The 24187-nt window shown below is 40.5% G+C and carries 20 protein-coding genes, 1 tRNA gene and 1 pseudogene; 15 read left to right on the forward strand and 7 right to left on the reverse strand.

What is annotated here, in order from left to right:
• Positions 1 to 156 precede the first annotated feature (156 nt).
• From HHO47_RS15610 to HHO47_RS15635, 6 genes are all read left to right on the forward strand, one after another.
• Positions 157 to 2118, forward strand: a complete 1962-nt coding sequence (locus HHO47_RS15610) for an FAD-dependent oxidoreductase (RefSeq protein WP_169021138.1) — start codon at positions 157 to 159, stop codon at positions 2116 to 2118.
• Between the two features lie 115 nt (positions 2119 to 2233).
• Positions 2234 to 2782: an NAD(P)H nitroreductase gene (locus tag HHO47_RS15615; protein WP_169021139.1), complete on the forward strand. Its 549-nt coding sequence runs from the start codon at positions 2234 to 2236 to the stop codon at positions 2780 to 2782.
• 201 nt (positions 2783 to 2983) lie between these two features.
• Complete coding sequence (locus HHO47_RS15620) at positions 2984 to 3361, forward strand: hypothetical protein (protein ID WP_169021140.1); 378 nt, start codon at positions 2984 to 2986, stop codon at positions 3359 to 3361.
• A 101-nt stretch (positions 3362 to 3462) separates the two neighbouring features.
• Positions 3463 to 3553: transfer RNA gene (locus HHO47_RS15625), tRNA-Ser, on the forward strand.
• Positions 3554 to 3602: 49 nt separating this feature from the next.
• Entirely contained in the window at positions 3603 to 3989 is a 387-nt protein-coding gene (locus HHO47_RS15630) for a hypothetical protein (protein ID WP_211183744.1), read from the forward strand.
• 104 nt (positions 3990 to 4093) lie between these two features.
• Positions 4094 to 4711 carry an FKBP-type peptidyl-prolyl cis-trans isomerase gene (locus HHO47_RS15635; RefSeq protein WP_169021141.1) on the forward strand — a complete coding sequence of 206 codons (618 nt, stop codon included), beginning with the start codon at positions 4094 to 4096 and terminating at the stop codon, positions 4709 to 4711.
• Positions 4712 to 4781: 70 nt separating this feature from the next.
• Here the strand turns inward: HHO47_RS15635 and HHO47_RS15640 are convergent, their stop codons facing one another.
• The 6 genes from HHO47_RS15640 to ubiG all read right to left on the reverse strand — a co-directional run bounded on the left by HHO47_RS15640 (position 4782) and on the right by ubiG (position 13075).
• A complete protein-coding gene (locus tag HHO47_RS15640; protein ID WP_169021142.1) occupies positions 4782 to 7151 on the reverse strand; it encodes a TonB-dependent receptor in 2370 nt (789 codons plus the stop codon).
• 378 nt (positions 7152 to 7529) lie between these two features.
• Positions 7530 to 7802, reverse strand: coding sequence for a class I ribonucleotide reductase maintenance protein YfaE (yfaE, locus tag HHO47_RS15645; RefSeq protein WP_169021143.1), 273 nt, complete (start codon positions 7800 to 7802; stop codon positions 7530 to 7532).
• On the reverse strand, positions 7802 to 8932 hold the full coding sequence (gene nrdB, locus HHO47_RS15650; RefSeq protein WP_169021144.1) for a class Ia ribonucleoside-diphosphate reductase subunit beta: 1131 nt from the start codon (positions 8930 to 8932) through the stop codon (positions 7802 to 7804). Before nrdB ends, yfaE begins: the two co-directional genes overlap by 1 nt.
• Before the next feature lie 69 nt (positions 8933 to 9001).
• Complete coding sequence (nrdA, locus tag HHO47_RS15655) at positions 9002 to 11284, reverse strand: class 1a ribonucleoside-diphosphate reductase subunit alpha (RefSeq protein WP_169021145.1); 2283 nt, start codon at positions 11282 to 11284, stop codon at positions 9002 to 9004.
• Positions 11285 to 11684: 400 nt separating this feature from the next.
• Positions 11685 to 12365 carry an HAD family hydrolase gene (locus HHO47_RS15660; RefSeq protein WP_169021146.1) on the reverse strand — a complete coding sequence of 227 codons (681 nt, stop codon included), beginning with the start codon at positions 12363 to 12365 and terminating at the stop codon, positions 11685 to 11687.
• Positions 12365 to 13075 (reverse strand): bifunctional 2-polyprenyl-6-hydroxyphenol methylase/3-demethylubiquinol 3-O-methyltransferase UbiG, encoded by a 711-nt coding sequence (ubiG, locus tag HHO47_RS15665; RefSeq protein ID WP_169021147.1) that lies wholly within the window; start codon positions 13073 to 13075, stop codon positions 12365 to 12367. Before ubiG ends, HHO47_RS15660 begins: the two co-directional genes overlap by 1 nt.
• 179 nt (positions 13076 to 13254) lie before the next feature.
• Here ubiG and gyrA point away from each other — a divergent pair, with 179 nt between their 5' ends.
• From gyrA to pyrF, 9 genes are all read left to right on the forward strand, one after another.
• A complete protein-coding gene (gene gyrA / locus HHO47_RS15670) occupies positions 13255 to 15954 on the forward strand; it encodes a DNA topoisomerase (ATP-hydrolyzing) subunit A (RefSeq protein WP_169021148.1) in 2700 nt (899 codons plus the stop codon).
• Between the two features lie 113 nt (positions 15955 to 16067).
• A complete protein-coding gene (serC, locus tag HHO47_RS15675; RefSeq protein WP_169021149.1) occupies positions 16068 to 17150 on the forward strand; it encodes a 3-phosphoserine/phosphohydroxythreonine transaminase in 1083 nt (360 codons plus the stop codon).
• Entirely contained in the window at positions 17150 to 18427 is a 1278-nt protein-coding gene (gene aroA, locus HHO47_RS15680; protein WP_169021150.1) for a 3-phosphoshikimate 1-carboxyvinyltransferase, read from the forward strand. The genes serC and aroA overlap by 1 nt, the downstream gene beginning before the upstream one ends.
• A gap of 106 nt (positions 18428 to 18533) precedes the next feature.
• Entirely contained in the window at positions 18534 to 19244 is a 711-nt protein-coding gene (gene cmk, locus HHO47_RS15685) for a (d)CMP kinase (RefSeq protein WP_169021151.1), read from the forward strand.
• Positions 19245 to 19337: 93 nt separating this feature from the next.
• Positions 19338 to 21005: a 30S ribosomal protein S1 gene (rpsA, locus tag HHO47_RS15690; RefSeq protein WP_029216020.1), complete on the forward strand. Its 1668-nt coding sequence runs from the start codon at positions 19338 to 19340 to the stop codon at positions 21003 to 21005.
• A 65-nt stretch (positions 21006 to 21070) separates the two neighbouring features.
• A complete protein-coding gene (gene ihfB, locus HHO47_RS15695) occupies positions 21071 to 21358 on the forward strand; it encodes an integration host factor subunit beta (protein ID WP_169021152.1) in 288 nt (95 codons plus the stop codon).
• A 21-nt stretch (positions 21359 to 21379) separates the two neighbouring features.
• Positions 21380 to 21661 (forward strand): lipopolysaccharide assembly protein LapA domain-containing protein, encoded by a 282-nt coding sequence (locus tag HHO47_RS15700; protein WP_169021153.1) that lies wholly within the window; start codon positions 21380 to 21382, stop codon positions 21659 to 21661.
• A gap of 2 nt (positions 21662 to 21663) precedes the next feature.
• Positions 21664 to 22800 (forward strand): lipopolysaccharide assembly protein LapB, encoded by a 1137-nt coding sequence (lapB, locus tag HHO47_RS15705; RefSeq protein ID WP_169021154.1) that lies wholly within the window; start codon positions 21664 to 21666, stop codon positions 22798 to 22800.
• 48 nt (positions 22801 to 22848) lie between these two features.
• Positions 22849 to 23553, forward strand: coding sequence for an orotidine-5'-phosphate decarboxylase (gene pyrF, locus HHO47_RS15710; RefSeq protein ID WP_169021155.1), 705 nt, complete (start codon positions 22849 to 22851; stop codon positions 23551 to 23553).
• A gap of 401 nt (positions 23554 to 23954) precedes the next feature.
• Here pyrF and HHO47_RS19200 read toward each other — a convergent pair.
• Positions 23955 to 24187, reverse strand: a pseudogene (locus HHO47_RS19200) (IS1634 family transposase); the annotation flags it as partial.

Consider the following 24187-nt stretch of genomic DNA (forward strand, 5'->3'; position numbering starts at 1 on the left):
TTTAACTGTTAAATCGTAACTAAGTATTTATGAGTGAGGTTTTAACCATGAGAATGTGAAAATATTAGCTAATTTATCGCTTTTGTTGCTTATTGCTTGCCAATCGAGCAGAATTGGCTAATGTATAGAGGTTAGACCAGTTAGTTAGGGCAGAGGATGTTAGAACAACAATTACAATTGAAACACACACAGCTACGTAACCGTTTGGTAATGGGCTCAATGCACACGGGGCTTGAAGAGGGATGGCATAACCGAAAACGCCTGCGTGCTTTTTATGAAGCGCGCGCTAAAGGTGGTACTGCAATGCTCATTACGGGGGGCTACAGTCCTAATTTGCGTGGCAAATTAACCCCAATCTCATCGTCTTTTAATAGCTATTATGATGTGTTTAAGCACCGTGCATACACTGATGTTGTTCATCAATATGGCGGTAAGATTTGCTTACAATTATTACATGCTGGACGTTATGCGTATCATCCATTTAATCAAGCACCCAGTGCAATTAAAGCACCTATTAACCCATATCAACCGAAAGCAATGTCGCTCAGTGCAATTAAAAAAACCATCAAAGACTTTACTCATTCCGCTTATTTAGCACAAAAGGCTGGCTACGATGGCGTTGAAGTAATGGGTTCAGAAGGTTATTTGATTAATGAGTTTATGGCACCGCATACCAATAAACGCACGGACGAATATGGTGGTAGCTTAGAAAACCGTATGCGTTTAGCGTTAGAGATTGTCAACGCGGTTCGGGCAAAAGTAAATAAAGAATTTTTAATTATCTTTCGTTTATCGGTAATGGATTTAATTCCTAATGGGTCAACACCTGAAGAGGTTACGATCCAGGCCAAAGCGTTAGAGCAGGCTGGCGTTGATATTTTAAATACAGGCATAGGCTGGCATGAAGCACGAGTACCTACTATTGCGAGTATGGTGCCTCCGGGCGCGTTTAAAGAAGCTTCAAAACGTTTAAAAGAAGTGGTAGCGATTCCTGTTATTGCTGTAAATCGTATTAATACCCCTGAGATTGCTAATGAAATTTTAACCGCAGGAGATGCCGATCTGATCTCGATGGCACGCCCACTATTAGCCGATCCAGAATTTTTTAATAAATACCAAGCACAACAAAGTAAACACATTAATATTTGTATTGGCTGTAATCAGGGCTGTTTGGATCATGTATTTAAAGGTAAGCGAGCAACATGTTTAGTAAATCCACAAGCGGGGTTTGAGTTGGATTATCCTCTTGAGCTGACCAACAAGGCTAAAAATGTGTTGGTTGTAGGTGCTGGGCCTGCGGGCTTATCTGCCAGTTGTTACTTAGCGCAAAAAGGCCACAAGGTAACACTGATTGATAAAAATACAGAGATGGGCGGCCAATTTAATTTAGCGATGCGTATTCCTGGTAAAGAAGATTTCAATCATACCTTGCGTTATTTTATTAATGAACTTGAACGCCTAAAGGTCACGGTAACACTCAATACTGCTTTTACCGATAAAATGCTTGAGCAATACGATGACGTGGTGTTTGCAACGGGTGTGCGCCCGCGTGAGGCAAACTTTACCTGCGCGGATAATAAACGTGTTTTTTCATACGATGAAGTTATTCGTGGTGAAGTTGAATTAGGGCAATCGATTGCAATTTTAGGTGCCGGCGGCATTGGCTTTGATATGGTTGCTTTTTTAAGTGAACATAAAGATCAAAGTATTGCTGATTTTAAATCGCAGTGGGGAATTGAGTGTCAGCCAAGTCCAGATAAAGATAATCGTCAATTGTTTATGCTAAAACGCAGTGCCGGGCGTTTTGGCAGTGAGCTTGGTAAAACAACGGGCTGGATACATCGTCAAGTTGCAAAGCAACATGGTGTAAAACAGATCGCTGATTGTCAGTATCATCATTTTGATCAGCAAGGTCTAAAAATTACTGTGGCAGGAGAGGAGCAGGTGCTACCTGCTGATACAGTGATCGCCTGCATCGGGCAAGTCTCTAATAACGAATTAATGTCGGGATTAATCGATAAGCCTAAAGTACATGTAATTGGCGGGGCCAAATTAGCATCAGCAATTGACGCAAAACGGGCTATTTATGAAGCGCTTCAGGTCGCGCGTAAAATTTAACTGAAATATACTTCCTTTATGAAAAGGGTAAACCGTCCATTTCGAATAATGGCATTGAGTTTTCAGCAATCTCTATCAATGTTATGCTAGTTTCTTTTTAAATTAGAGAATCGTTATGGACGCTATTGAGCTTTTATTGACTCGTCAGTCAGATCCTCGACTGATTGCACCAGCCCCAAACAATAGTCAACTTGATATTATTAAACAAGCAGCACTTCGTGTGCCTGATCATGGTTGCCTTGCACCTTGGCAGTTTATTGTTGTCGCAGAAGATGCGCGTGAACGACTCGGCGAAATTTATTATCAAAGTGCTGTTGCAGAACAACAAGATGAAAAAGTAATTAATCGTGCCAAGGAATTACCACTGCGTGCGCCTATGATCATCATCGCCATTGCAAAGTATCAAGTGCACCCAAAAGTACCGCGCATAGAACAACTACAAAGCGCAGGTTGTGCTGTGTTAGCTATGCAACAAGCAGCTTTTGCACAAGGACTTGGTGGTGTATGGCGTACTGGTTACTTTGCACAAAGCGAGGCGGTGAAAGCGGCGTTAAATCTTGGTAATGAAGATGAGATTGTCGGTTATTTGTATTTAGGCACTCCAGAAGTGGATTGTAAGAAGGCTGTTCGTCATAAGTCAGAACACTTTTTCACAAACTTATAGTTGCCAAAACGTAATTAATTGGAACTTTATCGTCTTATTTCAGTCGGAGTGCATTAAGGCTACCTTTGTTATTATTATCAGGTAGCTTGGCTGTCTGAAGCGCTTGGATGCAATAACCCTTATACAACGGTTTGTTATTCTTCAGCAGTTTGTTAATGTATGGAATGTCTTAATTAGAATAACAACAAAAAGACGAGGATAATGGGAAATTTATTTTTACGTGAAAAAGAAAAATGGTTAACGTGGTCTTTATGGGGCTTCGTTGGTGCGGCTATCACTCTTTACACTGCATTTAGTACACAGACTCCTCATTTAATCGCGATCTCATCAACTGCTAGTGTAGTTATCTTAGCGTGGTGGATGCAACGCACAAGACGATTTGATTTTGGCAGAGCGTTTAAAGTGTGTAGTTATGTATTGTTTGTGAGTATTTTACCCACCTTTATATTGGTACTTGTACCAAGTGATGAGCTTAACCGCTTTGATTTAATCTTCCAGAGTTTAAGTTTTATAACTTTTAGCTTATTAGTCTGCTTGGTATGTTCGTGGCTAGCAAAACGTCCAAAACAGTATTATTGATGTGTTTTTAAGCGCTTTGAGTAGTTGTAACGATTAATTTAAACTTTTTTACTTTTAGGGCTTTACAAAAAGGCAAGTAACCCCTATTATCCGCGCCGTACGGAGAGATGGCAGAGTGGTCGAATGCACCGGTCTTGAAAACCGGCAGGGGTTTATAGCCCCTCTAGGGTTCAAATCCCTATCTCTCCACCATATTTAAAAAGCCGCCTTATGGGCGGCTTTTTGCTATCTGGAGTTTAAGATGTCACAACAAAATCAATTAAACACCACACAACGGGTGCTAAAACACGTACTGTTATGGTCGGTGTTTGGCTACTGTTATCACAGTGCTATTAATTTACTCGTTAAAATGGCGATGGATGCACAACCAGAGCATATATTAGTCACAGCTTTGCTTTATTGCCTAGGTTTTAATCTATTGGTTGGGCATTTAATTACCAAATATGATAAATACTGGCCAGAAATTGCGGCAATATTTATTGCTTGTATCGGTTTGTTAGTCGTGCCGGTGTTGTTAGTTGGTACGCAGGCAATACTGAGTCGTCCATTACTTGCTGGTATTTTAATCAGCTTGCCAATCTTGACTTTTGCTGTGCGCTTAATAAAGCGAAAACTCACTAAAAACTAGCTCTAATGAAGCCCAAAAGGGCTTTTTTTTATGATAGCATAGGCGCGTCTTTTAACTGATACCAGCGTTATTAAGCTTGGTATAAACAAAACGTGAAACACATTATGTCAGATAATTTTACTACAGATGCTGAAAAAGCAAGTTACGGTATTGGCCTACAGATGGGTGAGCAACTTAAAGCTAACCCTTTCGAAGGTTTGAACTTAAATTCAGTATTTGCAGGCATGAAAGATGCGTATGTAGGCGGCGATTTCCAAGTTGAGATCCCTGAGATCCAAGCTGCATTCGAAAAAATCAACACTGAAATCCAAACGCGTCGTGAAGAAGAAGCGAAAGTACTTGCTGCTGAAGGCATTGCATTTTTAGAAGAAAATGCAAAACGTGCTGAAATCACAGTGACTGAATCAGGTCTTCAATATGAAGTACTAGTAACAGGTGAAGGCAAAAAGCCAACAGCTGAGTCAACAGTGCGTGTTGATTACCACGGTACACTTATCAACGGCACTGTATTTGACAGCTCTTATGAGCGTGGCCAACCTGCAGAGTTTCCAGTTGGCGGTGTGATCAAAGGCTGGACTGAAGCATTACAAATGATGCCTGAAGGCACTAAATGGCGTATCTATGTTCCTCATGAGCTTGCTTATGGAGAACGTGGTGCCGGTGCTGCAATTGCACCATTCTCAACACTGGTCTTTGACGTTGAGCTACACGAAATTCTTTAATTAGAAATTGAGTAATAAAAAGCCGCGCTAATAATTATTAGCGCGGCTTTTTTATGATTATTTATTGGGATCAGAAATAACCACGTAGACCAATTCTAAAGTTGCGCCCAGGCAATGGTGCTTTATCTTTAATAAATGAACTATGAACAAAACCCAGTTCATCAGTAATATTATCTACGTTGATATAAAACTGCGTATCGACAGGGCCGACAGTTAATTGGTAATTTGCTTGCGCATCAAACAGTGTATAGCCCTCAGTTGCTGTTTCATAAGCCGTAATATCACGTTGTTCAAAGTAGTGTGTGCCCGTAAAGCTGAACTGCCAATCACTGATATTATACTGTAATTCTGAACCTAACTTATTTGCCGGAATACGCGGTAAATACCCTTCATCATCTGCCAGTTTTGCTGTGGTTGAGTCACCAAATACTTTTACCATCGCATTCGAATTTAATTTATAATGTGCGTCAAATTCAATGCCGTATAATTTCGCATCTTTACTGACAAATTGATAAACAGCCATACCATCATCATGGTCTGGCTCTGCAGCTTCAAGGCCGTGCTCTTCATCAAACACTAACCCCGTGTTTTGCTGATAGTAAAAATTGGCAATGTCGTTATAGAAAAAGTTAACAGTATAACCAAAATCGCCACTAAAGCGTCTAAAGCCAAAATCAATATTGGTTGATGTTTCTTGTTTGATATTTTCAGGTTCGAAGTGAATTTCACCGTCTTCTATCGCGTAGCCTAAACCAAGCTCATAGGTGCCCGTTGCAATATGGATACCATTTGATAATAGCTCGGCTGATAACGGTGCGCGTTCAGAGTGTGACACGCTCAGCGCAATACTTTGTCCGGGTGTATATTGCCAAATAGTGCCTGCTGAAGCGCTTAGATTAGTAAAGCTTTTACTGTAAGCCGTTATTTCATTGACGTGTTCATCAGTATGATCATGGTCATGTGCTGCAGCACCGACATTACTATCAATATTATAATCTTCAATGCGCGCACCTAATTCTAATGTCACGTCACCAAACTGTTGTTCTTCTAAGATAAATAATGCATGAGTAGTGGTTTTGCTAGCGGGTGTGAAGGCTTCTTCACCATCGGCATCATAATCAGAGTCACTAAAATGATAACCAGCCATACCATGCCAGTTACCTAGTTTGTGCTCGATATTTAAACGTGCTTCAGTGGTTTCATTACTAAAGATAGTACCGATGGCACCATCTTCAATTTCAGCATGGCGATAATCAGTGTAACCTAGACGTAAATTAATGGTTTCAATCCAGTTGTTGTGTAATGCATAGCTCATCAAAGCTTGCCAGCGATCTTGTTCTACACGCGCATAAACGGCTTCTTCGCCTTCATCATGGTCGTGTTCGTGATCATGGCCATGTTTATGGCTATGTGCTGGAATACCGTAGTCGGTTTCAATACGGCCATAAGAGACACCTAGCGTTAAATGCTCACCTACATAGCTAGTACCAAAGTTAACGGTTTCGCTATCAATAAAGGTATTTTTTACCGAGGTTGCTGTTTCATGCTCTTCGTCGTGATGACCCTCATGATCGTCGTGCTCTCCTTCAGGTAAGTTAAAACGCGGAGTTTGGTAGTCATCACCAGTGCGTTTGGTAGCATCAAAATGGAAGTTAAAGTTGTTATGGCCAGTCTCAAGTTTGGCAGCATAGGTGTTGGCATTTGATACTGTATCGTGGCTGTACTCAACTGCGCCGGATAGTTGCTCAATGTTATCAGTAGGGATACGGTTATCAACCACGTTAACAACACCGCCGATTGCACCAGAGCCATACAGCAGCGTAGCTGGACCACGCAAAACTTCAATTTGTTCAGCAGCTAGGCTGTCATTCGATGTTGCGTGATCAGGGCCAATACGTGACGCATCGCTGCTGTCTAAGCCATTTTGAGTGATTTTAACGCGGGGGCCATCTAGGCCACGGATTATAGGGCTTGAAGAAACAGGGCCAAAATAGCTGGCATTAACACCAGCAAGGCCTTTAAGAGTTTCGCCTAATGTGGGTTTTGCTTTATTGCGTAGTTCATCACCAGTGAGCACACTCACTGGTGAAATCATCTCTAAGCTATTTTTATGCAGGGCAGAGGCGTACACAACGACTGATTCAACTGACGTAGGTACAAGTGTTATATTTAGTTCTGAACTGGCTTCAGTTACTTGAACTCTAGCATCAACATAATTATTTTTACTAATATGTAACTGACTATTCGCATCGATATTAATATGAAATTGGCCATTGTTGTCAGTCTTTATTGATTGTGCTTTACCGTGTACATGGACGTCAGCTTGGCTGATCGGCTGATTTTTATCATCTAAAACTTGCCCTGTGACTACAGCGGCATTAGCAGAAAAAGAACTAAAAGCAGTGATAATTGCAGTTGAAATTAATGAATGTCGGATCATGATTACTACATCGTGGTTATTATGTTGTGATATAATATAACACTATCATTTGTGCTGTTCAATAATGTTATACCATAACTTTAAAATAAACGTGCTTGTACCAAATGAGCTATACTAATGAGCAGTAATAGTGAGACTGGTGAATGTTATGTCTGATAAAACATGTATATTTAAAGCGCGGTTTAGCATTGCTGATCTGAGTCACGGTTAAAGTTATTTAATAATAGCCATATAATTGAAATCGACCAGCAGTTTATTGATGCTATTCAGAAGGATTTAACACGCAGTTTAATTTGGGATATAACCATAAAAGTAGGTTTATGATCAGCGATAAAATACATTGTTACGAAACAAAACAGTTTGACTGGCATTAATAAATTACTTTAAATTGAGAGTGATATTCCCGTCGGGTTTACAGCAGCACAGCAGTACTTCTCCATCACGTACAAAGGCGAGTGGCTCTTCGTTATAGGTGACTTGCCCTGCTACTAGGGTTGCTCTACAGGCACCACAATATCCTTCTCTACACTGAAAAGGAATTTCATATTGCTGTTGTTCTAGGCAGTCTAAAAGGGAATGACAGCCAGTGTTAAAATCTACACACTGGCTATTATCTGCAAAGTGAATCTTTGCAGTTTTTTTGCTGGTCATTAGAGATCGAAGTCACCGAAATCTGAGGCATTAACTTGAGAGTCAATTTGCCCTACAAGGTATGAGCTGAGTTCAGCTTCTTGAGGAGCAATTTGTACATTGTCCGATACCAACCATGAATTGACCCATGGGATAGGGTTACTGCTGGTCTTAAACTGTGTTGGTAAACCAACTGCAGTCATACGGCCATTAGTAATGTACTCAACGTATTGGCATAAAATATCTTTGTTTAAGCCAATCATTGAACCATCTTTAAACAAATATTCAGCCCATTCTTTTTCTTGTTCAGCGGCATCAACAAACATCTTGATCGCTTCATCACGACACTGGGCTGCTACGATCGCCATTTCAGGATCATCTTTGCCATCTTGCATAATATTCAAAATATGCTGAGTACCTGACAGATGAAGTGCTTCATCTCGAGCAATTAGTCTGATTATTTTTGCATTACCTTCCATTAATTCTCGCTCTGCAAAAGCAAATGAACAGGCAAAGCTGACATAAAAACGGATCGCCTCTAAAATATTCACTGACATCATTGTAAGGTATAAAAGTTTTTTAAGTTCAAACAAACTGATATGCACTGTTTCGCCATTTAGTTCATGTTTACCTTCACCGTATAAGTTATACACAGCCACTTTATTAATTAACTCATCGTAATATTTAGTTACGGCATCAGCACGTTCACTGATCTTATTGTTACTAACGATATCATCAAAAATAAGCTCAGGGGCTTGGGTAACGTTACGAATAATATGTGTATATGAACGACTATGGATTGTTTCACTAAATGCCCATGTCTCAATCCAGGTCTCAAGTTCTGGGATTGACACAATTGGCAGTAACGCAACATTAGGCGAACGACCTTGCACACTATCAAGTAAGGTTTGGTATTTTAAGTTACTTAAAAAGATATGTTTTTCGTGATCAGGTAAGGCCTGAAAATCTAACCGATCTTTACTTACATCGACTTCTTCAGGACGCCAAAAAAACGATAGTTGTTTTTCAATTAACTTTTCAAAAATAGGATACTTCTGTTGATCGTAACGCGATACGTTAACGGTTTGGCCGAAAAACATCGGTTCTTGTAATTGGTTATTATGGTTTCGGCTAAAGGTAGTATAAGACATAAAATCACTCAAAAAACGAACAGGGCAAAGCGGGTTCATAGCCCGCTTCCAATTTATATTGATTACCGATTAGATTTTACACGCACCGCCTGCACAATCATCATCTTCCACTTCTGGTGTATCTTCTTGCATATCAGATGCACCATCACGGGTGTTATGGTAGTAAAGGGTTTTAACGCCAAGTTTGTAAGCACCGAGTAAATCTTGTAATAAGACCTTCATTGGTACTTTACCACCTTCAAACTTATTTGGATCGTAGTTAGTATTGGCAGAAATTGTTTGGTCAACAAACTTTTGCATAATACCCACTAATTCTAAATAACCTTTATTTGATGGGATATCCCACAATAATTCATAATTATTTTTAAGGCGTTCATACTCAGGTACAACTTGTTTTAAAATACCATCTTTACTGGCTTTAACACTGATATGACCACGAGGTGGCTCAATACCATTCGTTGCATTTGAAATTTGCGACGATGTTTCAGACGGCATCAACGCAGATAACGTTGAGTTACGCATACCATGTTCTTTAATATTGGTACGTAATGTATCCCAATCTAAATGTAATGGCTCATTGCAAACTTTATCCAAATCACGTTTGTACGTATCGGTTGGCATAATACCTTGCGAATACGTTGTTTCGTTAAACTTAGGACATGCGCCACGTTCTTTAGCCAACTCATTTGACGCTTTCATTAGGTAATACTGAATTGCTTCAAATGTTTTGTGAGTCAATGCATTGGCACTGCCATCAGAATAACGTTTGCCATTTTTAGCAAGGTAATATGCGTAGTTGATTACGCCTATTCCGAGAGTACGACGACCCATCGTTGCATTATGTGCAGCTGGCACTGGGTAGTCTTGGAAATCCAGTAAGTTATCAAGTGCACGTACCGCAAGTTCTGCAAGCTCTTCAAGTTCATCCAGTGACTCAATCGCACCTAAGTTGAAGGCTGACAGCGTACACAGTGCAATTTCACCTTCTTCATCATTAACATTGTTAAGTGGTTTTGTTGGCAATGCAATTTCTAAACATAAGTTAGATTGGCGAATTGGGGCCATTTTAGCGATAAATGGGCTGTGTGTATTGCAGTGATCAACGTTTTGTAAATAGATGCGCCCAGTGCTGGCACGCTCTTGTGCAAACATTGAAAACAGCTCAATGGCTTTAATACGTTTTTTACGAATTGACTCGTCTTGTTCATATTGTACGTAAAGGCGATCAAATTCATCTTGATCTTCAAAAAACGCATCATATAAACCAGGCACATCAGATGGGCTGAATAAAGTAATGTAATCATCTTTGATCAAACGTGAGTACATTAGTTTATTAAATTGCACGCCGTAATCTAAGTGACGAACGCGGTTATCATCAACACCACGATTATTTTTAAGTACTAATAAGTTTTCAACTTCTAAATGCCATAACGGGTAGAATAACGTTGCTGCACCACCACGGACACCACCTTGCGAACAACTCTTAACAGCTGTTTGAAAGTGCTTATAAAACGGGATACAACCGGTGTGGTATGCTTCACCATTGCGAATAGGGCTACCTAGTGCGCGAATACGACCCGCATTAATACCAATACCTGCACGTTGCGATACGTATTTTACAATCGCTGATGAGGTTGCATTAATCGAATCTAGGCTGTCACCACATTCAATCAGTACACATGAGCTGAATTGACGCGTAGGAGTACGAACCCCCGCCATAATAGGCGTAGGTAATGAAATTTTAAACAATGACACCGCATCGTAAAAACGCTTAATGTAGTCTAAACGCGTTTCTTTTGGATAGTCAGAGAACAGGCTTGCCGCAACTAAAATATATAAAAACTGGGCGCTTTCATAAATTTCACCTGTCACACGGTTTTGTACTAAATATTTACCTTCAAGCTGTTTAACAGCAGCATAACTGAAATTTAAATCACGTCCATGATCAAGGTATTCATCGAGCTGATCAATTTCTTGCTCTGTATAGTCAGCTAGTAAGTGTGCATCGTAACGCTTATCTTCAACTAACTTAACGATATGATCATACAAGCGCGGTGGCTCAAATTGACCATAGGCTTTTTTACGCAAATGGAATACAGCTAAGCGGGCTGATAAATATTGATAATCAGGCGACTCTTTAGAGATCTGATCAGCGGCCGCTTTGATGATGGTTTCATGGATGTCTTCAGTACGAATACCATCGTAGAATTGGATATGTGACTTTAGCTCAACTTGTGAGACAGACACATTATTTAGACCTTCGGCGGCCCAAGCAATAACGCGATGGATCTTATCTAAATCAAGTAACTCTTTACGTCCGTCACGTTTGCTTACAGATAGCTGTTGGTTCATAGTTTTGCCTGTATTCCTTGGGAAATAAAATTTTTAGTGACACATTTTTCTTTAAATAAATATTTTATTGTCATAAGACTGTATTAGCGCGAATTTAACTGAATAACATTTAGCCACAACATCTGGTGTTCATTAAATTCTAGATCACAAGATAGTGTGGTATGCGATCATTTGCAAGGGGCATAAGCGCCCCTAATTGTGGATAAGGTTGGGATAACACACTTGTGTTAGTAGCCATTAACCTTTGACCATCTGATTAAAATGAAATTTATAAAAATCAACTGATGATCGATTAAATTTACGCATTTTAAAAATAAATTTCGGCTGCTTTTTTTATCAACAAACAATGTGCAAAAAATAATACAATCACAATATGTAGTGGTTAAAGTTTAACATGGCACTATATATGGTTAAATGCATCAATGGGTGATTGCCAATTAAAATCTGCCTTCCAAGTCAATGCTTCGTCATTACTAGGGACATATCCCCACAATGCAGTTGCCGTATGCATATTTGCTGCTTTACCTGCTTGTATATCTCGCTGCGCATCACCTATATATAGGCAGCGCGAAGGATCAACATTCATTTGCTCAGCGCAATGTAATAAAGGAAGGGGGGAGGGCTTAGATTCAGCTAAGGTATCACCGCTTACCACAATTCGCGCATTTTTTAACGCAGGAATGGCCTTGACTAAAGGAGCGGTTAAAAAGCCTGGTTTATTTGTCATAATTCCCCAAGGGATCCCTTTATTATCAAGTGCAATGAGTAATTGCTCTATACCGACAAAGCATTGGGTATGGGTGGCAATATTGGCAGCGTAGTGTGCAACTAGCTCCGCTAAAAGTTGCTCTTGCGGTTGTTGCGCCCAACCTTCTTTAAAACCAGCTGCAAGTAATGCTGCTGCGCCATTTGAAGCTGCGGGTCGATATATATCACTGCCCACTTGGGGCTGTCGATGATTATCCAGCACACTATTTAGTGCGGCGCCTAAATCATCAGCGGTATCGAGTAAAGTGCCATCTAAGTCAAACAGCAATGCTTGAAATTCAATCGGGCTAGTAGGTGTTTGCGAGCTTGCCATTACGCTAACTTCTCAAAGTGCAGCATATAATTTACGCTGACATCATCATTAACCGTATATTGCTTTGAAAGTGGGTTGTAACTTAACCCTGCACTGGCACGTACCTTTAAGCCCGCTTGTTCTGCCCATGCAATTAATTGCGCAGGTTTAATAAACTTTTTGTGGTCGTGAGTACCTTCAGGCACCATCTTCAATAACTTTTCTGCACCGACAATTGCATACAAGTATGCTTTAGGGGTTTTGTTTAATGTTGAGAAAAATACATCCGCCCCAGGTTTCGCTAGTTCTGCTACCGCATGAATGATAGACGCAGGTTCTGGTACATGCTCTAACATTTCCATACACGTAATAGTATCAAAGCGAGCAGGGTGCTCTGCTGCATATTGTTCAGCAGGTATTTTAATATATTCTACTTTCACACCGGTTTCTAAACTATGCAGTTTAGCAACCGTTAATGGCTCTTGGCCCATATCGATGCCTGTAACGTGAGCGCCCATTCGTGCCATACTTTCACTGAGGATGCCTCCACCACAGCCGACATCGAGGGTTTCTTTATCATATAAACCGTTGGCTTTATCGGCGATAAAATCTAATCGTAATGGGTTAATTTCATGAAGGGGTTTAAATTCCCCGTCGCGGTCCCACCATCGCTCAGCGATGGCTTCAAACTTTGCAATTTCTGCACTATCTACATTCTGATGTTCGGTCATAAAAAACTTCCTCGTCAATCTCAGGCCATTATATAGGGGTAAATTAATAAATCGCAAAGATTTAGCGCCTGTAAATTTAAATTAATTGTGGTAGCATGACTTGGTAATAATAACTAAATCCTCGCAAGCGCCCGTATGTGGCACTTTCGTGGGTCAATACTGAAGGAATGTGATATCAAATGACTGATTTCGCCAATGAAATTCTGCCAGTCAATATTGAAGACGAGTTAAAAAACTCCTATTTAGACTACGCGATGAGCGTAATCGTAGGACGAGCACTACCAGACGTACGTGATGGTTTAAAACCTGTTCACCGCCGCGTTTTGTTTGCTATGAACGAGCTTAATAATGATTGGAATAAGCCTTACAAAAAATCAGCCCGTGTGGTTGGTGATGTAATTGGTAAATACCATCCCCATGGCGACAGTGCGGTGTATGACACCATCGTACGTATGGCTCAGCCATTCTCTTTACGTTATATGTTAGTTGACGGCCAAGGTAACTTTGGTTCAGTTGATGGTGACTCAGCAGCAGCAATGCGTTATACCGAAGTCCGTATGGCGAAAATGTCTCATGAGCTTTTGGCTGATCTTGAAAAAGAGACGGTTGATTTTGTACCTAACTACGATGGTACAGAGCAAATTCCTGACGTATTACCGACCAAAGTACCTAACTTATTAGTGAACGGTTCATCGGGGATTGCGGTAGGTATGGCGACAAACATTCCTCCTCATAACTTAACTGAAGTTGTGAATGGTTGTTTAGCACTTATTCAAAACCCTGAATTAACTATTCATGAACTAATGGATTATATTCCAGGCCCAGATTTCCCAACTGCGGCAATTATTAACGGTAAGAAAGGCATTGAACAAGCCTACTTAACTGGCCGTGGTAAAGTGTACATGCGTGCACGTGCGGAAATTGAAGTTGATGAAAAAACCCATCGTGAGACGATCATCGTTCACGAAATCCCTTATCAAGTAAATAAAGCCCGCTTAATCGAAAAGATTGCTGAGCTTGTTAAAGATAAGAAGATTGAAGGTATTAGCGCATTACGTGATGAATCAGATAAAGACGGTATGCGTATCGTTATCGAGATCAAACGTGGTGACGTAGGCGAAGTGATTTTAAACAACCTTTATGCACAAACTCAGTTACAAACTGTGTTTGGTATGAACATGGTTGCGTTGATCAATAACCAGCCTAAGTGTTTCAACTTAAAAGAAATGCTTGAAGAATTCATCATTCACCGCCGTGAAGTTGTTACCCGTCGTACGGTATTTGACCTACGTAAAGCTCGCGACCGTGCGCATATGCTAGAAGGCTTAGCGATTGCGCTTGCCAATATTGACCCAATTATCGAGCTTATTCGTAACTCACCAACACCAGCTGAAGCGAAAGTAGCACTTGCTAGCCGTCCGTGGGAATTAGGTAATGTGAAAGCCATGCTTGAAAAAGCCGGTGAAGCAAACGTAGCACGTCCTGATTGGTTAGCTGATGACTTAGGTATTCGTGATGGTCAGTATTATATTTCTGAGCAACAAGCCCAAGCAATTCTAGATTTACGTTTACACAAGCTTACTGGTCTTGAACATGAAAAGATTCTAAGCGAATATCAAACGTTATTAGATTTAATTGCTGAGCTTTTATATATTCTTGCTAACCCTGAGCGTTTAATGGAAGTTATTCGCGATGAGTTAGTTGAAATTAAAGAGCAATACGGCGACGAACGTCGTACTGAAATCAATGCTGCTGCCCACGATATTAGTCTTGAAGACTTGATCACAGAAGAAGACGTTGTTGTAACGCTTTCTCACGAAGGGTATGTGAAGTATCAGCCATTATCTGATTACGAAGCACAGCGCCGTGGTGGTAAAGGTAAATCAGCAACCAAGATGAAAGATGAAGATTTCATTGAACGTCTACTAGTTGCTAATACTCACGACACGATTCTGTGTTTCTCAACGGCTGGTCGTTTATATTGGCTTAAAGTGTATCAATTACCACTTGCCAGTCGTGCAGCCCGTGGCAAGCCAATTGTAAACTTATTGCCGCTTGAAGCAGACGAACGTATTACGGCTATCTTGCCAGTACGTGAATATGAAGAAAATAAATACATCTTTATGGCAACTGCATTTGGTACCGTGAAGAAAACACCACTTACTGCTTATAGCCGTCAACGTGCTAGCGGTATTATTGCCGTTAACTTAAATGACGGTGATAGCTTGATTGGTGTTGATATCACTGATGGTAGCAACGAAATCATGTTGTTCACTGATGCTGGTAAAGTTGTTCGCTTTAAAGAAGCTGAAGAATCACCTGTTTTAGATGAAAATGGCAACCCAGTACTTGATGAAAACGGTAACCCGGAAATCAAGTTCAAAGGTGTTCGCCAAATGGGTCGTACAGCAACAGGTGTTCGTGGTATTAAGATGCCTGAAGGCCAACGTGTTGTATCGTTAATTGTACCTAAGACTGATGGTGCTATCTTAACCGTGACTGAAAATGGTTACGGTAAACGTACGTTGCTTGAAGATTACCCATCTAAGAGTCGTGCGACTCAAGGTGTAGTATCAATTAAAGTGTCTGAGCGTAACGGCGCAGTTGTTGGTGCTGTACAGGTTGACGAAAACGACGAAATCATGATTATCTCTAATCGTGGTACGCTTGTTCGAACGCGCGTTAATGAAGTTTCTACCGTTGGGCGAAATACTCAAGGTGTTATTTTGATAAGAACTATTGACGAAGAGCAAGTAGTTGGTTTACAACGTATCGAAGAGATCGAAATTGATGAACTTAACGCTATTATCGAAGGTGAAAGTGTCGAACTAGTCGACACTGTTAATGATGACGCTGAGGATAATCCTCCAGAGGCATAACATTAATCATTAAAGCGGCTTTGGCCGCTTTTTTTTACTATAAAAATCAAAAAATTAATTGTTAAAATTAGCAATAAAAAACAATTGTTAAATTACTGGAATGAGGAAAGGTAATGAGTATATATAATTTTTGCGCAGGGCCTGCAATGTTGCCGCCAGCTGTGATGGAAAAAGCACAAAAAGAATTTCTAGATTGGCAAGGTTTAGGTGTCTCGGTGATGGAAATTAGTCATCGTAGTAAAGAATTTTTAGCATTAACGGCACAATGTGAAGCAAGCTTACGCCGGTTAATGAATATCAGCGATGAATTTGAAGTGCTGTTTATGCACGGTGGTGGTCGCGGTCAGTTTGCTGCCGTACCGTTAAACCTGCATGTCGATAATAAAGCTGCCGTGTATTGTGAAAACGGTGTGTGGTCAAAAGGCGCAGTAGACGAAGCGGTGAAATTTACCACAGTCACTGAGCTTGATGTACGCAATGACAGTGATGAGCAATTTTCTATCAAACCAGTTAATGAGTGGCAATTTCCAGCCGATCCTTCATATATCCACTATTGCCCAAATGAAACCATTGATGGCATAGAAGTATTTGATGTACCAAGTCATCCAACCGCGCCGATCGTTGCAGATATGTCATCTACGATTTTATCGCGTGAGTTTGATGTTGATCAATTTGATTTAATTTATGCCGGTGCACAAAAAAATATTGGTCCATCAGGCCTTGCCATTGTGATCATTCGTAAAACCTTGCTTGAGTACCAAGGCCTACCCAAACCAGGGGTTTTTGATTATGCCCTGGAAGTTAAACAAGGCAGCATGTACAACACGCCGCCAACGTTTGCTTGGTACTTAGCGGCAGAAGTATTTGACTGGCTTGAGCAAAATGGTGGTGTAAAAGCCATGGAGCAGCAAAATATAGCTAAAGCCGAACTGCTGTACGGCTTTATTGATGAATCACCATTTTATAGTAATAAGGTTGCTAAGCATTGTCGTTCACGTATGAATGTGCCTTTTTGGCTCAATGATGAAAGCTTAAATGCACAGTTTTTAGCTCAAGCAAAAGAAGCAGGCTTACTTGCACTTGAAGGACACCGTATTGTTGGCGGTATGCGTGCGAGTATTTACAACGCCATGCCACTTGGCGGTGTACAAGCATTAGTTGACTTTATGGCACAATTTGCCAAGGAGCACAGCTAATGGAGCAGTTACGGTTAGAGCCAATCAATCTAGTAAATGGCAGTGTTACCTTACCCGGCTCAAAAAGTTTATCGAATCGTATTTTATTGTTAGCGGCTCTTGCTAAAGGCACAACGGTTGTAGAAAACTTATTAGACAGTGATGATATTCGCCATATGCTTGGCGCATTAAAATTATTGGGCGTACAGGTAAGTCTTAATGACGATAAAACGGTAGCTACTGTAAAAGGTGTTGGCGGGCAGTTTTTAACGCCAGCTGAGCCATTGTTTTTAGGTAATGCAGGCACCGCTTATCGGCCACTTACTGCGGTACTTGCCGCCGTTAAAGGTGACTATGAATTAGTTGGTGAGCCACGTATGGAAGAGCGCCCAATTGGTCATTTAGTAGATGCCTTACAAGCGCTAGGTGGTGACGTTCGTTATTTAAAAAATAAAGATTATCCACCACTTAAAATTGTTGGCGGGCAAATAAACGGCGGCAACGTTGAAATTGATGGCAGTATCTCTAGCCAATTTTTAACAGCATTATTAATGGCTGCGCCATTATTTAATGGCGATACGTGCATTATAATTAAGGGTACGCTGGTATCTAAACCGTATATTGATATTACCTTAGATGTCATGGCTCGCTTTGGCATATCGGTAACTCACGATAACTATAAAACCTTTACTGTAAAAGGCGCACAGCAATACCAAGCTGTTGGGCGTATTATGGTTGAAGGGGATGCGTCATCGGCTTCCTATTTTGTTGCAGCTGCTGCAATTGCCGGTGGTGAAATAGAGATCAAAGGTGTGGGTGCAAAATCTGTGCAAGGCGATATTGGCTTTGCAAAAGTGATGGAGCAGGTCGGTGCTAAAATAGATTGGTATGACGAGCGCTTAGTGGTACGTAAAGGGCAGTTAAAAGGTGTTGATATCGATGCCAACGCTATTCCTGATGCGGCGATGACCCTTGCGACAGTCGCGTTATTCGCCGATGGTCCAACCGCTATTCGTAATATTTACAACTGGCGCGTAAAAGAAACCGATCGCTTACATGCTATGGCGACAGAGCTGCGTAAAGTTGGCGCTGAGGTTGTTGAAGGTGAAGATTTCATCGAAATAACACCGCCAAAACACTTTAACGATGTGGCAATTGATACCTATGACGACCACCGGATCGCCATGTGTTTTGCCATGGTAGCGGTAGGCGGCAAGCCAATAACCATCAATGACCCTAAATGTACATACAAGACATTTCCAACATTTTTCAATGTACTAGCATCGGTCAGTCGATAAATGACTAAAGTTGAAATATAAAAAGTTACATACAAAAAGCGGATATATTTAATTAAGTAACGTATAATGTCGCAGTTTTATTTTGGTGTGCATGCAGGAGGTTTAAATGCAGGCGTTATTAATGCCCGTGATCACCGTTGATGGCCCAAGTGGTTCAGGTAAAGGAACTGTTTGTCGCTTGTTAGCCGATAAATTAGGGTGGGATGTACTGGATAGTGGCGCGATTTATCGCGTATTAGCACTAGCAGCACTTCATCACCAAATTGCACTAGACAACGAAGAGGCATTGGTTCCTTTAGCTGCTAACTTAGACGTGCAGTTTTTAGTTGATAGTCAAACTAACGCTGGAAAGGTTATTTTGGAAGGTGAAGATGTGTCAACCACAATTCGCAATGAAGAAGTAGGTGCAGCCGCTTCAAAAGTAGCAGCCTTACCGCGCGTTAGAGAAGCGTTATTACGTCGTCAACGTGCATTTCGAACTGAAAATGGGCTAATAGCCGATGGCCGCGATATGGGCACTGTGGTGTTCCAAGATGCTCCATTAAAAATTTATTTAACCGCCAGTGCAGAAGAACGCGCGCGCCGACGTTTTGTTGAGTTGAATGAACGCGGTCTTGATGTTACACTAAGTGGTCTATTAGAAGATATACAAGCACGTGATGAGCGCGATATGAATCGTGCTGTTGCGCCGCTTGTGCCAGCTGACGATGCCATTGAACTCGATACTAGCGAGCTTAATGCACAGCAAGTGTTTGATAAGGTTATGACTTTATTAGATGCCGCGATTGTCGAAGGTAAACTTCCAAAACGACGATAAACTATTTATGCGCCAGCAGGATGCCAGTGCTATTTTAACAACCCCATGCAGCATGGTTGCTTATTGGTAATAATATATGAGACGTATATTCGTATGTCAGAAAATTTTGCGCAGTTATTTGAAGAAAGCTTAAAGGGTTTTGAAGCAGAGCAAGGCTCTATCGTTAAAGGTACAGTAATCTCTATCGAGAATAACATTGTACTTGTAGATGCTGGTCTTAAATCAGAAAGTGCTATCCCTGCAGAGCAGTTCAAAAATGCTGCTGGTGAACTAGAAGTTGCTGTTGGCGACGAAGTAGATGTTGCACTAGATGCAATTGAAGACGGTTTCGGTGAAACTATCCTTTCTCGTGAGAAAGCGAAGCGTCACGAAGCGTGGATCCGTCTTGAGAAAGCATGTGAAGAGCAAGAGACTGTTACTGGTGTTATCAACGGTAAAGTTAAAGGCGGTTTCACTGTTGAAGTTGATTCAATCCGTGCTTTCCTACCTGGTTCACTTGTTGATGTTCGTCCAGTACGTGACACAACTCACCTTGAAGGCAAAGAGCTTGAATTTAAAGTAATCAAGCTTGATCAAAAACGTAACAACGTTGTTGTTTCACGTCGTGCAGTTATCGAATCTGAAAACTCACAAGAACGTGAAGAGCTTCTTGCTAACCTTGTTGAAGGTCAAGAAGTTAAAGGTATCGTTAAGAACCTTACTGACTACGGTGCATTCGTTGACCTTGGTGGTGTTGATGGTCTACTACACATCACTGATATGGCGTGGAAGCGTGTTAAGCATCCTTCAGAAATCGTTAATGTTGGCGACGAAATCGCAGTTAAAGTTCTTAAATTCGACAAAGATAAAACGCGTGTATCTCTAGGCCTTAAACAGCTTGGTGAAGATCCATGGGCAGCTATCGCTGGTCGTTACCCAGAAGGTTCTAAACTTTCTGGTCGTGTAACTAACCTTACCGATTACGGTTGTTTCGTAGAAATCGAAGAAGGCGTTGAAGGTTTAGTACACGTTTCTGAAATGGATTGGACTAACAAGAATATCCATCCTTCAAAAGTTGTTAGCTTAGGCGACACTGTTGAAGTTATGGTTCTTGAAATCGACGAAGAACGTCGTCGTATTTCACTTGGTCTCAAGCAATGTATTGCTAATCCTTGGCAAGAATTTGCTCGTCTTCAAAACAAAGGCGATCAAGTTACTGGTAAGATCAAATCAATCACTGACTTCGGTATCTTTATCGGTCTTGACGGTGGTATTGACGGTCTTGTACATCTTTCAGACATTTCTTGGAATACACCTGGCGAAGACGCTGTACGTGAATTCAAGAAAGGCGACGAAATCACTGCTATCGTATTGCAAGTTGACCCAGAGCGTGAACGTATCTCTCTAGGTGTTAAGCAAATCGAAGCTGACCCATTCAATAACTACCTTGATGCAAACAAAAAAGGTGCTATTGTTAAAGGTAAAGTGACAGAAGTTGATGCGAAAGGCGCAACTGTTGAACTTATCGAAGGCGTTGAAGGTTACATCCGTGTAGCTGATATCGCTCAAGAGCGCGTTGAAGATGCAACGACTGTTGTTTCTGTAGGCGACGAGATTGAAGTGAAATATGTTGGTGTTGATCGTAAAAACCGCACTTTAAGCCTTTCAGTTAAAGCTCTTTTCGAAGCAGAAGAGAAAGAAGTACTAGAAAAGCTTAAGAAAGAAGAGCCAGTGTTCGAAAACGCAATGGCTGCTGCATTCGCAAATGCACAAAAAGACTAATTAATTAGTCTTAATAATTGGAAGGGCAGTGTTGCCCTTCCTTTATCTCTTTTAAAGGAAACGCTATGACTAAGTCAGAATTGATAGAACAACTTGCCGAGCAACATGCACATGTACCTGTGAAAGATGTTGAAAATGCTGTTAAAGAAATTCTTGAACAAATGGCCGGCTCATTATCAAACTCAGATCGTATTGAGATCCGTGGCTTTGGTAGTTTCTCATTACATTTTCGTTCACCTCGCACAGGTCGTAACCCAAAGACTGGCGACACGGTTGAGTTAGAAGGTAAGCACGTACCACATTTTAAACCAGGCAAAGAGTTACGAGATCGCGTAAACGCGAGTATTGCCTAGTTACTTAGTTGGAGTAGTTACTTGTTTAGGGTATTAAAAATTATCCTGGTAGCAATATGCTTAATTTTTGCATTTGTACTTGGTTCGCAAAATCCACAGTTAGTGCAAGTAAATTATATTATTGCCAGTAATACTTTGCCCCTCGCAATGATAATAAGTATCTGCTTTGCTTTAGGTGTCGCAATTGGTTGTTTTATTAGCTTTAAATTATTTTCGCAATTAAAGTGGCAAAACTATCGTTTGAAAAAAAAATTAGCGCCTGAAAAAGATAATAATAAGCTTGTTGCTAATAAAGACACCTAATTATGATTGAGCTTTTGTTTTTACTTTTACCTGTTGCGGCTGGTTATGGCTGGATCATGGGTAAAAATAACGCTAAAAACCAAGCTCATCAACTTAATCGTCAGATCACCTCTGAATACAGTAAAGGCTTAAAGTTCTTACTCGACAGAGAAGAAGATCAAGGCCTTGAGCACTTAATCAATTTGCTTGAAGTCGCTGCTGACTCTGTTGAACACTATTCTACATTAGCAACGATGTTTCGCCGGCGAGGTGAATTAGATCGTGCAATAAAAATCCACGAATTATTACTCAAACACCCAAGCCTTAATGAACAACAAGCTGCTGCTAGTCGCCTTGAACTTGCTGAAGATTATATTATGGCGGGTTTACTTGATGGCGCCGAAGAACACTTAGTGTGGTTAGTCAAAGCCAACCACAGTGATGCATTAGAGCCGATACTTAATTTGTATTCGCAAACACGCGAATGGGAAAAGGGTATCAATATGTTCGAAGCACACAGTGATTTATTTTCAAAGCCGCAACATTTCAAAGCCATTGCTAACTTTTATTGTGAAGCTGCGTTGCTAAGCAATGATCCGCAAATTATGCGCAAAGCCATTAGCCTAAATCATAAAGCGATCCGCCCATTATATGAATTAGGTAAATCAGCATTTGCAAAAGAAGATTACGTAAAAGCAATTTATTATTGGCGTGAGCTGATCTGTAGTTTCACTTTTTTTGCCCCCTTGTTTATAGATGATTTAGCTCATAGCTATGAGCAATTAAACTTAACTCACCAATTTCATGAATTATTGCTGCAATTACTTGATAAAGGTGGGGTGCTAATAAAAATAAAACATTGCCAAGCATTACTTGAGCAAGGGCATACCGAGCAAGCAATTAAATTTTTAACGGATAGTTTAAAACGTCAGCCGACGATTCGTGGCTTTAGTTTTTTATTACAGCTATTAGCAAAACAAAATAATGATATTAAAGATGTATTAGACCAAATAGATAAACTGGTCACATCTTATATTGCGACCAAGCCAGATTTTCAGTGTCAACACTGTGGCTTTACCAGCCATACAATTTATTGGGTTTGCCCATCATGCAAACATTGGGAAACCATAGTACCGAGCCGTGGTTTAGACGGTTTTTAGTTTTCTATAAAATATTCACTTACTTCTACAATCAGTTTTAGGAAAGTTATGTCTCTCGAACATTCAAAAAAAGTCCTTATCGCCCTCGATTACGATGATCAGCAAACCGCTTTAAATTTTGTAAAGCAATTATCGCCTGATACATGTCGTTTAAAAGTAGGTAAAGAAATGTTTACCTATTTTGGACCTACTTTTGTAAAAGAATTAATTGACCTTGGCTTTGACGTATTCTTAGATTTAAAGTTTCATGACATTCCAAATACGGTTGCCAAAGCGGTTACCGCAGCTGCCAAAATGGGTGTTTGGATGGTTAATGTTCACGCCAGTGGCGGTGTTGAAATGATGACTAAAGCCAAACAAGCGCTTGAGCAATTTGGTGATAAAGCCCCATTATTGATTGCAGTGACCGTTTTAACCAGCATGGATGAAAATGAACTAAAGCGTTTAGGTGTTGAAAAAACGCCTGCTGAGCAAGTTATTTATTTAGCCAAGCTTGCAAAAGAAGCAGGCCTTGACGGGGTAGTGTGCTCAGCGCAAGAAGCGAAAAAATTAAAAGCAGAGCTAGGTGAAGATTTTAAACTAGTGACGCCAGGTATTCGCCCAGCTGGCAGTGATGCTGGCGATCAAAAACGTATCATGACACCAAAGCAAGCAATTGAAGATGGCAGCGATTATTTAGTTGTTGGCCGCCCAATTACGCAAGCCGCAGATCCTGCCGCGGTTCTTAAAGAAATTAATGACTCGATAAAATAAACAAGCGTTATTTTAATTAGTACTAATACAAAGAACAAAGAGCAAAAGTATTTACTTTGCTCTTTTTGTTTCTGGGTATACAAACTGAATAACTTGGCGAAAAATAGGCAGGAATATGCCAATTGCAGATGGTCGGCAGCGAGCCTGTAGATTAACTCGTTTTTAATTTATTTTTATTGATGGTTTAACCATAATGGTTTAACCATAACTGAGTTGCTATTTTGATTCAATCGCTTAGTAATATTCGTGTTAGATTATTAAGCATGCTAATACTAAGCGCTAAGTTTCCCTCATTTACTTCTCATTTCTTTCTCTTTGTGCAAAAAACTTAGTAAATTATTCACAAAGAGGTTAAGAGGCGCTGTGCTTTAGAGTAATACAGCCGATCTTCCGCACCCACTTTAAGAATAAATTTTCTGATACTGTTTACCCAAACAATCAATGATGGTTTGATTGCGTGCTTCCAAATTGGCAACGATAGGAATTTTGTCTGGTAAATATATAATGCTTATTCCTTCGAAACACTGGAATACCCAACGTGCTGTTGGCCTTTGATCAGGTTTGTATTTCATATTTGGGAAGTAACAATCTTTCTCGACTAAGGTTTTGCGAATTTGATGCTCTAACCCCGCGT

The organism is Pseudoalteromonas arctica (genome assembly GCF_012927645.1).
GTDB classification, from domain to species: domain Bacteria; phylum Pseudomonadota; class Gammaproteobacteria; order Enterobacterales; family Alteromonadaceae; genus Pseudoalteromonas; species Pseudoalteromonas arctica_A.

Excerpts from the sequence above, each read along its gene's own strand:
- HHO47_RS15610 (WP_169021138.1), top strand. The coding sequence starts at position 157 with ATGTTAGAACAACAATTACAATTGAAACACACACAGCTACGTAACCGT.
- HHO47_RS15615 (WP_169021139.1), top strand. The coding sequence starts at position 2,234 with ATGGACGCTATTGAGCTTTTATTGACTCGTCAGTCAGATCCTCGACTG.
- HHO47_RS15620 (WP_169021140.1), top strand. The coding sequence starts at position 2,984 with ATGGGAAATTTATTTTTACGTGAAAAAGAAAAATGGTTAACGTGGTCT.
- HHO47_RS15630 (WP_211183744.1), top strand. The coding sequence starts at position 3,603 with ATGTCACAACAAAATCAATTAAACACCACACAACGGGTGCTAAAACAC.
- HHO47_RS15635 (WP_169021141.1), top strand. The coding sequence starts at position 4,094 with ATGTCAGATAATTTTACTACAGATGCTGAAAAAGCAAGTTACGGTATT.
- HHO47_RS15640 (WP_169021142.1), bottom strand. The coding sequence starts at position 7,151 with ATGATCCGACATTCATTAATTTCAACTGCAATTATCACTGCTTTTAGT.
- yfaE (WP_169021143.1), bottom strand. The coding sequence starts at position 7,802 with ATGACCAGCAAAAAAACTGCAAAGATTCACTTTGCAGATAATAGCCAG.
- nrdB (WP_169021144.1), bottom strand. The coding sequence starts at position 8,932 with ATGTCTTATACTACCTTTAGCCGAAACCATAATAACCAATTACAAGAA.
- nrdA (WP_169021145.1), bottom strand. The coding sequence starts at position 11,284 with ATGAACCAACAGCTATCTGTAAGCAAACGTGACGGACGTAAAGAGTTA.
- HHO47_RS15660 (WP_169021146.1), bottom strand. The coding sequence starts at position 12,365 with ATGGCAAGCTCGCAAACACCTACTAGCCCGATTGAATTTCAAGCATTG.
- ubiG (WP_169021147.1), bottom strand. The coding sequence starts at position 13,075 with ATGACCGAACATCAGAATGTAGATAGTGCAGAAATTGCAAAGTTTGAA.
- gyrA (WP_169021148.1), top strand. The coding sequence starts at position 13,255 with ATGACTGATTTCGCCAATGAAATTCTGCCAGTCAATATTGAAGACGAG.
- serC (WP_169021149.1), top strand. The coding sequence starts at position 16,068 with ATGAGTATATATAATTTTTGCGCAGGGCCTGCAATGTTGCCGCCAGCT.
- aroA (WP_169021150.1), top strand. The coding sequence starts at position 17,150 with ATGGAGCAGTTACGGTTAGAGCCAATCAATCTAGTAAATGGCAGTGTT.
- cmk (WP_169021151.1), top strand. The coding sequence starts at position 18,534 with ATGCAGGCGTTATTAATGCCCGTGATCACCGTTGATGGCCCAAGTGGT.
- rpsA (WP_029216020.1), top strand. The coding sequence starts at position 19,338 with ATGTCAGAAAATTTTGCGCAGTTATTTGAAGAAAGCTTAAAGGGTTTT.
- ihfB (WP_169021152.1), top strand. The coding sequence starts at position 21,071 with ATGACTAAGTCAGAATTGATAGAACAACTTGCCGAGCAACATGCACAT.
- lapB (WP_169021154.1), top strand. The coding sequence starts at position 21,664 with ATGATTGAGCTTTTGTTTTTACTTTTACCTGTTGCGGCTGGTTATGGC.
- pyrF (WP_169021155.1), top strand. The coding sequence starts at position 22,849 with ATGTCTCTCGAACATTCAAAAAAAGTCCTTATCGCCCTCGATTACGAT.